The 12,281-nt window shown below is 59.4% G+C and carries 16 protein-coding genes, 1 pseudogene and 1 CRISPR repeat array (1 of these 18 running past the window's edge); of the genes and pseudogenes, 2 read left to right on the top strand and 15 right to left on the bottom strand.

The features are described 5' to 3' along the window. A CRISPR array of direct repeats spans nucleotides 1-368; the repeat unit is 29 nt; unit sequence GCTTTCCCCACCAGCGTGGGGATGACCCG (it extends 3,017 nt beyond the left edge of the window). Nucleotides 369-538: 170 nt separating this feature from the next. The 13 genes from ABIQ96_RS14400 to ABIQ96_RS14340 all read right to left on the bottom strand — a co-directional run bounded on the left by ABIQ96_RS14400 (nucleotide 539) and on the right by ABIQ96_RS14340 (nucleotide 8,646). Beyond that, complete coding sequence (locus tag ABIQ96_RS14400) at nucleotides 539-2,059, bottom strand: AAA family ATPase (RefSeq protein WP_348215306.1); 1,521 nt, start codon at nucleotides 2,057-2,059, stop codon at nucleotides 539-541. A gap of 102 nt (nucleotides 2,060-2,161) precedes the next feature. After that, the gene (locus ABIQ96_RS14395) at nucleotides 2,162-2,515 is read right to left on the bottom strand and encodes a hypothetical protein (RefSeq protein WP_348215305.1); all 354 of its coding nucleotides are present in this window, start codon (nucleotides 2,513-2,515) and stop codon (nucleotides 2,162-2,164) included. 33 nt (nucleotides 2,516-2,548) lie between these two features. Beyond that, nucleotides 2,549-2,797, bottom strand: coding sequence for a hypothetical protein (locus tag ABIQ96_RS14390; RefSeq protein ID WP_348215304.1), 249 nt, complete (start codon nucleotides 2,795-2,797; stop codon nucleotides 2,549-2,551). Continuing rightward, nucleotides 2,794-3,000: a DUF2997 domain-containing protein gene (locus ABIQ96_RS14385; RefSeq protein WP_348215303.1), complete on the bottom strand. Its 207-nt coding sequence runs from the start codon at nucleotides 2,998-3,000 to the stop codon at nucleotides 2,794-2,796. Before ABIQ96_RS14385 ends, ABIQ96_RS14390 begins: the two co-directional genes overlap by 4 nt. Then, nucleotides 2,997-3,380, bottom strand: a complete 384-nt coding sequence (locus ABIQ96_RS14380) for a DUF1257 domain-containing protein (protein WP_348215302.1) — start codon at nucleotides 3,378-3,380, stop codon at nucleotides 2,997-2,999. Before ABIQ96_RS14380 ends, ABIQ96_RS14385 begins: the two co-directional genes overlap by 4 nt. Nucleotides 3,381-3,687: 307 nt before the next feature. After that, the gene (locus ABIQ96_RS14375) at nucleotides 3,688-4,287 is read right to left on the bottom strand and encodes a hypothetical protein (protein WP_348215301.1); all 600 of its coding nucleotides are present in this window, start codon (nucleotides 4,285-4,287) and stop codon (nucleotides 3,688-3,690) included. A 24-nt stretch (nucleotides 4,288-4,311) separates the two neighbouring features. Beyond that, a complete protein-coding gene (locus ABIQ96_RS14370; protein ID WP_348215300.1) occupies nucleotides 4,312-5,334 on the bottom strand; it encodes a DUF3150 domain-containing protein in 1,023 nt (340 codons plus the stop codon). A 111-nt stretch (nucleotides 5,335-5,445) separates the two neighbouring features. Further along, a complete protein-coding gene (locus tag ABIQ96_RS14365) occupies nucleotides 5,446-6,300 on the bottom strand; it encodes a PD-(D/E)XK nuclease family protein (protein WP_348215299.1) in 855 nt (284 codons plus the stop codon). Continuing rightward, a complete protein-coding gene (locus ABIQ96_RS14360) occupies nucleotides 6,297-6,842 on the bottom strand; it encodes a hypothetical protein (protein WP_348215298.1) in 546 nt (181 codons plus the stop codon). Before ABIQ96_RS14360 ends, ABIQ96_RS14365 begins: the two co-directional genes overlap by 4 nt. A gap of 94 nt (nucleotides 6,843-6,936) precedes the next feature. Beyond that, on the bottom strand, nucleotides 6,937-7,074 hold the full coding sequence (locus ABIQ96_RS14355; RefSeq protein ID WP_348215297.1) for a hypothetical protein: 138 nt from the start codon (nucleotides 7,072-7,074) through the stop codon (nucleotides 6,937-6,939). 20 nt (nucleotides 7,075-7,094) lie between these two features. Continuing rightward, nucleotides 7,095-7,298 (bottom strand): hypothetical protein, encoded by a 204-nt coding sequence (locus ABIQ96_RS14350; RefSeq protein ID WP_348215296.1) that lies wholly within the window; start codon nucleotides 7,296-7,298, stop codon nucleotides 7,095-7,097. A 401-nt stretch (nucleotides 7,299-7,699) separates the two neighbouring features. Next, nucleotides 7,700-8,377, bottom strand: coding sequence for a hypothetical protein (locus ABIQ96_RS14345; protein WP_348215295.1), 678 nt, complete (start codon nucleotides 8,375-8,377; stop codon nucleotides 7,700-7,702). Continuing rightward, nucleotides 8,374-8,646 (bottom strand): hypothetical protein, encoded by a 273-nt coding sequence (locus ABIQ96_RS14340; RefSeq protein ID WP_348215294.1) that lies wholly within the window; start codon nucleotides 8,644-8,646, stop codon nucleotides 8,374-8,376. Before ABIQ96_RS14340 ends, ABIQ96_RS14345 begins: the two co-directional genes overlap by 4 nt. Nucleotides 8,647-9,100: 454 nt before the next feature. On the opposite strand from ABIQ96_RS14340, the gene ABIQ96_RS14335 reads away from it, so the two are divergent. Next, nucleotides 9,101-9,454 (top strand): hypothetical protein, encoded by a 354-nt coding sequence (locus tag ABIQ96_RS14335; protein WP_348215293.1) that lies wholly within the window; start codon nucleotides 9,101-9,103, stop codon nucleotides 9,452-9,454. Between the two features lie 262 nt (nucleotides 9,455-9,716). On the opposite strand, the gene ABIQ96_RS14330 is transcribed toward ABIQ96_RS14335, so the two are convergent. Both ABIQ96_RS14330 and ABIQ96_RS14325 read right to left on the bottom strand, forming a co-directional pair. Continuing rightward, a complete protein-coding gene (locus ABIQ96_RS14330) occupies nucleotides 9,717-10,442 on the bottom strand; it encodes a hypothetical protein (protein ID WP_348215292.1) in 726 nt (241 codons plus the stop codon). A 1,038-nt stretch (nucleotides 10,443-11,480) separates the two neighbouring features. Further along, nucleotides 11,481-11,861 (bottom strand): hypothetical protein, encoded by a 381-nt coding sequence (locus ABIQ96_RS14325; RefSeq protein WP_348215291.1) that lies wholly within the window; start codon nucleotides 11,859-11,861, stop codon nucleotides 11,481-11,483. Between the two features lie 155 nt (nucleotides 11,862-12,016). Here ABIQ96_RS14325 and ABIQ96_RS14320 point away from each other — a divergent pair. Beyond that, nucleotides 12,017-12,281 (top strand): annotated as a pseudogene (locus ABIQ96_RS14320) (hypothetical protein); the annotation flags it as partial.

Genomic DNA, 12,281 nt, shown 5'->3' with positions numbered 1-12,281 from the left:
CGGCGGCATTCTTCGGCCCGCGCCTGCCGTTTGAGCTTTCCCCACCAGCGTGGGGATGACCCGCAGCGCAACTGGTCGCTGGGGGATCTGGCCAAGCTTTCCCCACCAGCGTGGGGATGACCCGTTGCGATGGATCGGTCCCATCATCAAGGCCCCGCTTTCCCCACCAGCGTGGGGATGACCCGCGGGTCGTCTAACGCCGCCTGAACGTTCACCCGCTTTCCCCACCAGCGTGGGGATGACCCGCCATTCAGGATCGCATCGTCCGGGAGAAGGAAGCTTTCCCCACCAGCGTGGGGATGACCCGCGGATGCGCTGGCCATTGCTCGCTCTGCGGAGGCTTTCCCCACCAGCATGGGGAGTCAAAGCCTTTATCCGTCTAACAATTAAAAAATTGATAGAACGATTTTCGCTCATTTCTACAGTGCCGCCATGGAGGTGCTTTTCTCCATGGCGGCCCGGTGTTTGGTCCCGTCGGCGCTTGGGCGTGTCGTGCCGTCGGGATGGTCCCCACTGACGAGCGGGGGCGTGTTGGAATTCAGTTGGCGTCGGCGACGCGTCGGCTGTCGCGTGGCGTGGTAGCGTTACGTTTCGCGGCTTCGCGTGCCCGTCCCTGCGCCCATTGGCGGAGGGCGGTGATCTGTCCGTCCATGAGCCGGGCCAACGGCACGGTGCGTGCGGTCGCTTCGAGGATCTCCTTGGGTCCCGGTTCCTTCCCTTCGGCATAGGCCTCGTGCATGGCGTCGATGAACACGGCCTCGATCTCGGCTCCGGTGAACTGCTCGCAGGCGCGTGCCAGTGCCACGGTGTCGAAGTCCCGGGCCTTGCGACCATGGCGGGCGATGACGATGTCCCAGATCTGGGCCCGCTCCAGAGCGTCTGGCAGATCGACGAAAAACATCTCGTCGAAGCGCCCCTTGCGGAGGAATTCGGGTGGCAGCTTCGATACATCGTTGGCGGTTGCCACGACGAACGCCGCCTTGGTCTTTTCCTGCATCCAGCTCAGGAATGAGCCGAAGACGCGGGACGAGGTGCCGCCGTCGCTGCTGCCGCTCGACTTGCTGCCTGAGAAACCCTTTTCGATCTCATCGATCCAGAGGACGCACGGGGCGATGGCCTCGGCGGTCTGGATGACAGACCGGAGGTTTGCTTCCGATTGGCCGACGATTCCGCCGAAAACACAACCCATGTCGAGGCGTAACAATGGCAGCCCGAACGCCCTGGCAGTGGCTTTGGCGGTTAGCGATTTCCCGGTGCCGGGGATGCCAACGATCAGCAGACCTTTCGGCGCGGGTAGTCCGTAGGATTTCGCGGATTCGCTGAATGCACCTGCCCGGCGTGTCAGCCATTCCTTGAGCAGCCCGAGGCCACCGATGTCGTCGAGGGAAGTGGTGGCTTCCACGACTTCGACGAGGCCGTTTCGCTTGAGCGTGCGGGCCTTCTCGCGGGCGACGACCTTGTGGTCGATGCCTTTGGTTTCGACGACAGACAGGGCGAATGCGTTTTCGGCCTCGGTAGTGGTGAGTCCCAGAGCGCATTGCAACGCGGATTCGCGAACGACCGGGTGGACGTTCTTGATCTTGGCGGACTTGAGGATGCCGTCGAGCACGGTGCCGAGCTGGGCGCTATCAGGCAGCCTGAAATCGACGTGGGTGATTTCATGCTCAAGCTCGGCCGGAAGCTTCAGCCGGCAGCCTAGCAGGATCAGCGCATGGCCCCCGGCTTTCGCGATCCGCAGCAGGTCCTTGATGCGGCGGATGAGGAGGGGATCGGTTTGATCCAGGTGAAGCTGGAGGTCCCGCATCACGACGACATGGCGCGGTTCCTCGCTGGCGAACAGTTGCTCGATCAACTGGAGCGCTTCCAATGGATCGGGACAGGAATTGATCCGCTTTTCGGCGGTATCGACGAGGCCTTCGGAGGAAGACCAGGCGTGGAGGCGGTGACCGAGGGTGGTGCAGGCGGCGGCGATTTCAGCCTCCGCCCGGACTTCCTCGGGGGTGATGACGGCGAGACCCGGATAGCCGGCCCGCAGGTAGGTGGTGAGTTGGTGTTGCATGAATGGAGTTTGTTAGTTCGTGGTTTTCAGTGTTCGGGAAAGAGAAAGACCCCGGCCTCACGAGGGAGACCGGGGTCTGTGTGTTTCGGTGCCGATCGCGGATCAGTTCAGCTTGGCCACGATTTCCATCCGTCGCTTGGCGAGGGCTTCGTAGCGCTGCTTGAGCTGATCGAGCGAATAGCTGGATGCGTCGTATTGCCGGGAGGATCGGGCGACAGCGCCTGCTCCGTCTCCGGCGAGTTTGTAGTCGCCGGAAGTCGTGCCATAACCGGCGGCGAACGATCCGATGAACGCATCGTATTCCGCCTGATCCATCTGAGCCCGGTGCTGTTCCGCAGAAATGCGGAGGCTCACCATTTCGGATTCGATGGACTGGAGTTCGGCGCGGAGTTGGGCCTTGTTCGGGCCGCAGGCGACGAACAGGAAGGTGAATGCGATGAGGAGGATGTGTTTCATGATGTTTTGATAGAGGTTGTTTGGAGGGTGGAATCAGTGGTGCGACGGCGAGCCCGGCTGGAGGTTGGTTTGCTCCCAGAACAGGCACTCGTCGCGGGAGGTGTGGGAAAACAACACTTTGCCCGTATCGGCATCGTGAACGTCCCACTCCTGGCTGGTGTCGTTGAAGCGGATGTCCGTTGCCCGGACGACCTGGAGCCGTCCGAGCACACGGAGATCAATCGCTTCGGTGTAGAGGCAGTCGATGGAACCGCCGGGATTGAAGCGGAGGGTCGATTTCATGAATCGCCTCCGCCGAGGGTTTGCCGGCTTTGATGGGATAGAGGCTGGCTCCAGTAATCGGATTTACGCCGGCTCGAAACCTTCGCGCCGAGCGCTTCCTCGATTGCCTTGGTCGCGGCCTCGCAGCCGCTGCCCCTGAAACCATAGGCCTCGACCGTGATTTCCCCAAGTGGGGAAACCTTCACACGGATCTGGCGGCTCACAGCGAACCTCCCTCCAACGTGAGCAGGATCGAGCCATCGGCTTCGATCCGGCGTGTGGTGCGGAGTCCGCGTGAACGGGCTTCGCGGAGGGTCTTGTGGACGCCGTAGCCTTGCAGCAGACGGCAGTAGCCGGTGCCGACCTCGCGGGCGACGTAGCCGTCCCACCAGTCGGCGGAAAAGCCATACCGTCCTCCTTCGACGGAATCGACGGCGATGTCATACGGACCTTTGAGCGCGATGACGTGCTCGGCCATACGATTCACCCCGGCATAGCCGCGGCAGTGGGAATTGGGATACATCTTGAGGCCGAGTTCGGCGCAGGCGTCCTGAAGAGCATCCAGGTCGCGGACTTCGGTTTGAATGGTGGTGAAATGGCTCATGGTGATTTTCGGTTCTGGTTTTTGAATGTTAGGGGCTGGATGCGCCAAGGGCGGCCCGTTGGAACAGGCCGCCCTTGGTGCGGTGGTTTCAGGTGATGGATTGGCGTGTTAGGTGGGGGTAGGTGCTTTGAGAGGGTTGGTTTTGGTGGTGGTTTAAAAAGTTCGCTGGTGGGGAGGAAATTGGCGTGTCGAGTGTGGGTAATGGCGTGTTGGGAGAAAACGGAAGGTGCCCGGTTTGCGGACACGAAAAACCCGCCGGGCGTCATTGCCGGGCGGGTTTGGGAATTCAGATGGGTGCCTGTGAATACTATCGGATCACAGCGATCCGGCTCGCCATCCACCGGATGAATTCCCACTTGCGAACGATGCTTGGTTTTGCGGCGAGCCGGACCGGAAGCCGCCCTTTGTGACGGAGATAGAAGTGGAAGACTTCCGCGAAATCCTCGCAGGCCGAAGTGGACGCGTATTTCGTGAGGTGGATGGCAGGATCGAAACCCGCCACTTTCGCGGTGGATTCATAGGGGCCGCCGAAAACGCGTTCGAATCGTTTGGACTGAATCAGCTCCGGCCAGTAGTCGGCCAGCGCGTGCGCCCATTCATGGCGTAGCACGTCGGTAAGGCGGGTCTGCCGCCCCATGACGAGATCGGACAGGCGGGCTCCGCTGATGGCGGGAATGTAGATGTCCCCCTGATACCAGCCGTAGCAGTTGTATGAGCTGCTCACCCAATAAACCTGCACGGCCTCGATCCGGCGGTTCCAGAACCCGAGTTTGACCAATTCACCGCACACCGGACCGTGCGCCCGGCAGACATCGCCATAGGCGATGAGGTGACTGCGGACGCGCCGGGTCGATCGCTGCTGGTAGGGCATGGAAATGGGATACTCCCGCCGGTGGATGGTGTCCACCGGCGGGAGGCTTTGTTTTGCTGATCAGCCGACGGCGGAGAGCCGGCGTCCACCTTGTTGACCGAAACGGGCGATCAGGTCGCGCGCGTCATTGCGAACCAGTTGCACGGCGCTTTCGCGCAAGCGTGACAAGCCATCGGTAAGGCTCGTCATCGCGCCGCTGTTGTTGCGGTAGTGCTCGGCGCTCTGTGTTAGCAGATCGCGGCGGAACTTCTCCAAGGTGGCTTCGAGTTGCTGGTCCCCGGCGAAATTCAACGAGCGGAAGCTGTCGATGAACGAGGTCAGCTTGTTAAGCGTTCGCTGGTGGACACCGTTCTCGCTGCCGTTGATGGTGGCAAGAACCTCCTCGGCAAGTCGGGCGGTTTCCTGCCGCATGGAAGCGACGCTCTCGCGGATGAACCCGTCGAGGTCGGATTGCAGGCGTCGTGATGCGTCGTCCGCGATGCGGCGGCGGTCTTCGGCGACTTCCATCTGTTCGATACCTTCGGCGACCTCCAGGCGAATGCTGTCCGGGGCGGCGATTTGGAAAAGCCGCATCTCGAAAGCGAATCGCTTGGTGATGTCACCGGCGGGTGGGAACGACTGCTCGATGGTATGGATCAACCGCTCGGCGCTGCCGTTGAGTTGTTGGGCGGCTTCCCGCCACTCTCCCATCGCGGTATCACGCAGCGGGCTGTAACCTGCCACGAAGTCCAATGTGGCCTCGCGAAATTCGTCCTTGAGCTTGTCCAGGCGGTCGGTGAGATCTCCGAGCCGTGCATTGGGGACGAAGCGGGCAATGCCTCCGAGGAATGGAAAGCTGGAGCTTTCGACAGTGGCGTTGGCGCGGGATTCGATCAACGCGAAGGCTGATAGGGCATCGCGCGGAATGAGACGTTTGTGACCGAGCTGGATCAGCCGGTCGGAGACGTGTGCGGGATTGAGACCGAGATCTTCGGCGTTGAGGCGTTTGCACCCGCGCCAGTAACGGACGGAGGTCGAGATGAGGACTCCCCGACGGCAGATGCCTTCGAGAAGCGTTTGGTTGTTATTTGAGTTGGGATTCATGATTTCAATTTTGGGGTTGGTTTGTTGGTGTGTGTGGGAAATGAAAACGCCCGCCGCAGTCGCAATGGACCGTAACGGGCGTTGATGGAACTACGGGGTGCGTCGTAGCTGCTAGGCGGTCTTGCGTTCGGGCAAAAGTTGTCCGGGAAGCCAGGCCATGCATTCATTACGGAACTGGCACCATGAGCAGTGCATTCCGGGCTGCGGGTGGAACCGGTTTGAAGCGATTCCTTCGACGGCCGTTTCCAGCAGTGCGGTCACCCGGCGTTTTCGATGGGCGTCGGCCGGCGGCGATGAAACCCTGATGACCTGTGGCTTTTTGGTTTTCACCAGGAAGACCAGATCCAGTGACGGCGGGGATTCGCCCGTCGCCGCCTCCATCAGGAGTTGATAGGAGACGAGCTGGATTTCATGATCGAACGCGGCGTGTGCCTTGTCGGGTTTGGCGGCTGCCGATTTGAAATCCACCGGGACATAGTTGCCCTCTACCAGATCCATGGCACCGGTAAGAGGCACGGACAAGCCGGCGATGTCTTCCTTGAGCAGGACTTCGACCGCACGCGGCTTGTCCTTCATCGCTTCCGGGGAATCGAGGTAGGCGGCGACCACGCGCAATCCATCGAGGCGGACTTCCTCGCGGTGACCGTCGTTCTTGAAGTTCACGGGGCCTTCGTCGCGTTCGAGATCGCTGAAGGCTTTCTCGTAAGCGGCGGCAATGGTTTCGGCTGAATCATCCGTGCCCCGCCATCGTGCCAGATGAAAGGCTTGAAGCGCGGCGTGAACCGCTTTTCCGAGGTGGAGGGCCGATGGTGTTTTCTTCCGGATGCAGGCGACACGTTCGAAGTAGAACTTGAGCGAGCACCCGAGGTAGGTCTTCGCAGCCGAGGGGCTGATGTGATCCGGGAGAGTTCCGGCATACCACGTCAGCCCGGTGGTGAACGGCGGTTCCTCGACGGACGAGATCACGCCGCCCTGCCTTTCCGGTTGCCGGAATAGGCCGAGTTGTCGCCACGTTTGCCTTGGTCGTGGCGCTGCCCGCCGCCGTAGGTTTCGAGCATTTCGTCAATGAGCCCGGAGGCTTCGACCTTGTTGAGCAGGCGCACGCCCTTGCCGAAGCGTTCGACGGCGAGGGCTTCGATGTCAGCTTTGTCCAGGCGATGTTCTTCGACGAGTTTGAGGATCAGATCCTTCTGCTTGTCGGAACATTTCCAAGCCGGGCCTCGCTGCCAGCTCGCCACTTGGGTGACGTTGGTCGGGTTATCCCGCGAGGTAACGGATTTGGTGGAATCCGCAGGCGGGTCCATGCCGTAGTCGGCGGGCGGGACGAATCCCGTATGGAGGATTTGCTCGTCCACGGTGGATTGCAGTCGTTGATAGAGACGCTCGGATTCGGCGGCGACATCGTCCGTGGTCACCAACTCGGTCTCAACGGAGACGGAGAACTGATGGGACGAGTAGCCGGGGAGCCCGAGACGCTTGGAGTAGTTTGCGATGAGTTTGATAGCCATGATGGTTGTGGAGTTGGGATTGATGGGGCTGGTGGTTTGAAACGGAAAAGCCCGGCGCGTGGCCGGGCGTTCATCTGGGATGGTGTTCGTTGTGTTAGCGGGCGAGTCGGATCAGCAGAGTGACGACGACCGCGCCAACAAGCATCGGTATCCAGAAATCGCTCAGGATCGAACCTGAGAGTGCGACAATAGCGAGCCAGGCGAATGCGGTCAGGTAGGCGGTAGGATTCATGGGAATGTAGGGTAATTGGTTCAGCGGATCATGCGGCCGAGGACACAGACGACCGCGGAATCAAGAAGGGCAAAGCCGAGGACTTTGAGACCTTCTCCGACAGGACGGGTGTCGGTGACCGCGACTGCGGGAGAGGCTGCGACCGTCCGCTGCTCGCACGATCCCGTGGCAAGCAACAGAAGGCAGGATGGAATCAAGAGAGTGTTCCTGAGATGATAGGTCATGAGTCGTGGGATGGGGTTGGTAGGTGGAAACGAAAAAACCCGGCGGAATTGCCGGGCTCGGACGGGTGACGGATGGTTAAATGCTTTCGTCAAAATCTTATGACGCCGAAGGGCGATGAATTGCGGTGGTTTCATTTGCCATCGGTAGGTCACCCTTGCGAAAATCACTGAAGTAACCGGCGCGCAGGTACCCGCATCCCGGCTGAACGCGCCGCATCGCCCTCTACTTCGACCGCGAGTTCGCCACAAACAGGCCACGACGTCGTCGCACGGAGACGTCAGCAACTGAGGCGCTTGCCGTCCAGATCTCGACGGATTACGGGAATCTGGCCTACTCGATCGCGAAAAACTGAGAGAAGAAATGCGCTCCACAGGAAATGTTCAGCTGCATTCCCCCATTTTTACATCGTGCGAGCGTGCAAATCCGCCTGAAGCGTCACTGCCACGTAAAGGCCATACATAGTTAGAAGGATAAAACCGCGCCAGCGGCCCATGGCTCCGCCGCGTCCCGGAAGGATCAGCAGCGTGGTGACGGCGCCGAAGATGAGGCTGGGAAGCAGTTCCGGCAGTTTCACCCGATAGGGATGGATGAGGTCGGCCAGGGCGGCGACGAAGAGCGCGTTGAAAATGTTGCGGCCTAGGATGTTGCCCAGCCCGACGTCGTGATGTCCGCGCCAGCGTGACATGACGGTGGTGGCCATTTCCGGCGTGCCGGTGGCGACGGAGACGACCACCGCGCCGACGATGAAGGGACTCCAGCCCAGCGCGGCGGCCACCCCCTTGCCTCCGTAAACGACGAACTGCGCGGCCACGACCAGCAGGACCAGTCCGGCTGTCGCCTGAGCCACCGCTTTCACGGATGTAACTTTCCCGCCGCCGGAATTTTCCGGATGGATCGAACGCGCCGAATGACCGCGGGCGTGGCGGATGACGATGACAAGCCAGACGACGAAAATCCCCATCAGCACCAGCGCGTCCACACGCGAGAACCATCCATCCCACAGCACGGCGGAGAGAATGAATGGCACCGCCAGCGCCCATGCCCAATCGCGCCGCACGCCATCGTCTTCGGCCTTCATGCGGCGACGGATAGCACCAGCCCGAGGATGAGCGAGATGTTCAGCACATTGCTGCCTAACACATCACCCAGGGAAATGGCGGGCACCCCTTCCACCGCCGCCCCGACGGTGACCATCAGTTCGGGCGAGGAGGTGCCGAAGGCCGCGACCGTGACCCCGATGACTAGCGCCTTTCGCGAACGTATCCTCCCCATCTTGGCAAGATGATGAAGGCCCCCAAGTTCCCTGCCACCAAGGCGCATGATGATATCGCGGTGAATTCCAGTCATTCGCTCAATACCCCAAGTTGCAGCGTCAAACTCCAGAGAATCCCGATCCGCAGCCCACAAAAAAGCGCGCGCTGGTTACCCCCCCGGATTTCACAACGCGCACTTTTCCATGGGCCGCCTAACCAGAGCTTCGTCCGATTGAATTCCCCCCGGAGTTCAAGATCGGAACACTGAGCCCTAGCTTCTGGGGGCTTGAGTTCCGCCGGTAAATCACCCTCGGAACAACTTTACTTTAGTTAAAAGTCAGGGCAAATAAAGGAATAAGGAGGGCCAAATCCGGCCAAATAGTCCCAAAAACGGCCATAACCAATGGTGATTTCGGCTGTAAGGACGCGCGATTGTGCGTTCTGGATTGCCCGCATTCTCCGCCGCATTCCAACCTCCTTCACCCGAGCCGCTCCAATTCTTCTCGAATTTCTTCCTCCATGAGCTTAAATTCTCCAACGACCCCCCGATGATCCCCCGCTTGTTGGCGACGACAGATTGGATTTTCGAAAATGCTTCCAAAATCGCCCCAGGGAAGCCTGAGGACAGGATTGGCACTGGGATATTTCTCATACTCGATCCGGATTTGCTCCGCCGGGTCGAAGAGGAGGCCGATGTGATAATCATCGCCGCAACCTCTAGCCGAGACACACGCGAGAAGGCTCCGTTTCTCGGACCATCATCGGTTCCAGCAGTTGGCGTCGAGACCTCCTTTGAGATTGTCTCTGTCCTCAAAGGCGAGAAGTTCCTGAAGAAGATTGTGTTTCACCACCTCCGGCTGAGAAACCAAATGACATGGTTACCGGCGGCCCTAGCCCGGTAGCCTTCAACCCTAAAGAAAATAAACGATTTCTGCTTTTCCTCAAGCTAGAATCCGATGGTCGCTACTCGTCACTTACAGGCCAGACGGATCCGATCGATGAACCAAGGACTTAGGAACACACCCGTGAGAACGTCGCTTATCCATGCGCTTCAGCGAACGGCGGCAGGGTGCCGCGGTTGCAATCGACGCGCCCCGCGGCCGCCGTCGCTGAGCTTGGGTCGTCGGTCACAAAATTCCGCATAAATCGCCTGACGCGGGACTTCTACTTAATGGCCAGCAGAACCTCCCTCAGATGAAGAGCCACGATCGGCAGCAGCGCCATCGCAAACAACAAGGCGCCGGGAATCATGAACGCATCGAAGAGATTGCCCCGACGGCGAAACCAGACCGCGCTGTCGAGTGCCAGCATCAGGAATAATCCGACGGCGAGATAGAAGAACCGGCCGCCGACAAGATACACGTCCGCAAACGCACCGAGACGCCATGCGGCCCAAGCCTGGACCCCTAGTAAAGCAATCACCCAGATTCCGAAATGGCTCATGAGATCTCCCAGATGCGTCACCGCCAACGGATGCGAAGGTGGTGGCCACTGCTCTCCCGTTGCAGTTGGGGAGAGTGCCATCGGCTGAGCGTCCACAGGGGGCTGTTTGCCAAGAAGTGGACCGATAGAGTACCGCTGATGTTTGTTGAATGACCGGATCCGCGCGCCGATATAGGCATCTTCAAATTCACGCGTCCCTCTTGCGAGGCCGCGACACGAGCTGAAGACAGTGCGCGCGTCGCATTCATCATGCTTCAATTCATACTCGATCCTGCGCATCAGGGAGCCGGAAACCACCATGCGGTTCGCATCCAGAACCGAATGACGTTTACGAGGAAGCAGTGGGATGGCCGGCAAACAATCCGCCGAGTCCAGCGGGCGGAACGGTAGAATTTCCGCGTCCGAATCGTAAGTCTTCGGAAGGGGTTTCAGAGAGGGTGATGTCATAATATACGGGTGGTGATGCTGAAATCCTCGAGGTTGGTTGTGGATATTGCGCTATTCATGGCTGATGGTCGGTCGCTAGACTCCGGGCCAAACGAGTTCCATTGACCTTCAAGAAGGAAATGTCGGAATCGGGAACCGTTTCCCGCGGGGCGACGGAATGGCAACCATGACGGATTGGCGGAGACCGCGTCCATGCGGACGGCGGCGAAAAAACAATGCCCAACCCGCAGCCACGCAAGCCATGGGCCTGGTGACGGCATTCGGAACTGTTATCCTCGGGTATTCGGAGGTGGTGGTTTTGTGATTTCCCACCGACGCAGACGATGTCGATTGCTTCATCCCGTCCGCCACGGCCAAATCCGGAAAATTGTGGCGGGAATGACCCGGTCGGCTGTTGTGCTCTGCATGGGTACTGGCGAGCTTGGCGTTTCCTCCGGTGCTGTCGAAATCTTCGCACGCTGGGGACCCCGAGATATAAGATAGATTTAAAAGCTCCTGCGCCCGCGGGGTCATGGTCACATTTTGCTAGCGCGGCGGCGCATGGGAACGACAGCATTGCAATGCGACCCGATAAACGTCTGATGATTTGATATCGCGGCTTCATGTGGGTGTCAGGATTCCTTACTTCGCGCGCTTTTCCATGGGCAGCCTAACCAGGGCTTCGTCCGATTGCCCCCGGGAGATCAAGATCGAGCCTAGCTTTCGGGGGCTTCCACCGGTAGATCACCCTTGGAACAACTTAGCTTTAGTTAATGGTTAGGGCAAATAAAGGAATAAGAGGGGCCAATTCCGGCCAAGTGGTCCCAAAAACGGCCACATCTACGATGAGTCCCACTGAAATGACGCTCGGTATCCTCAGTGCGCGTAGCCCGAGCCGGCTTGTCTTTGTCATCCCGCTGCTTGGCGGGCAAAATAGACGATTGTCCACCTGTTCACCAATGCAAGAGAGTCATCGAAATCATCGGTTACGATCCTTATCCGCACATATCCCGCCGCATCACGACCTTCGTTGATCAAATGCCATCGGCAGAACAGCCTTCACCCGAGACGATCCAATTCTTCCCGAATTTCCTCCTCCATCAACTTGAATTCTCCCACGAATCCCTGGAGGCTCCCGGCTTGTTGGCGGCGGCAGACCGGATTTTCAATGTTCCCAAATTCGTCCAAGGGAAGCCTCAGGACAGGAATGGCACTGGGATACTTCTCGTAATCGATCCGGATTTTCTCCGCCGGGTCGAAGTAGGAGCGCACGATGGCTTCCACCGCTCGACGCTTGGAACAGTCGATTGCGCATTCATTCAGAACGACCACCTGGCCATGCTGATTTGAGGAGAAGCGGACTTCCATAATAGGTAACATATGCGCATATTCTCCAAGGGGCAAATAATGCCGAGTGATGATCAACAGAATAGAATTCATTGATGGCATCCGTGCCAGACGGCTCCTTCATGCCTTCGCATCCAACAGAGAACGTCCAAGTCAAACGGTGCCTCTCCGGAGGGCTTCACAACCGTCCCCGCGCGAACGGATCCCTGAGCCCGAAGTTCGAGTCTCCTTAGAATTCCCGCTAAGGCTTGCGACCCAGTCAAGGCTTCGGTGACAGAAGAGTAGGACCGGGCAAGGTCGGCATTTTGAGTTGCGGTCAGGTCGGCGTGGAGATCTATCAGTCCGCCCTCGATCTCGTCCTCAGGGGCCTGCGCGACCACGGACTGCTCAAAGGCCGCCACCTCGGCATCGACTCCAGCGTCATCGAAGCCAACGCCTCCCTGCGCGAACCCGTCCACCGCAACACCGAGGAGCAATACCGGGACTACGTCAAACGCCTCGCCGCCGCAGCCG

Origin of the sequence: Luteolibacter sp. (assembly GCF_039920825.1) — a bacterium.
Taxonomy (GTDB): Bacteria; Verrucomicrobiota; Verrucomicrobiia; order Verrucomicrobiales; family Akkermansiaceae; genus Luteolibacter.
This window is presented reverse-complemented; position numbering and strand designations above follow the sequence as displayed.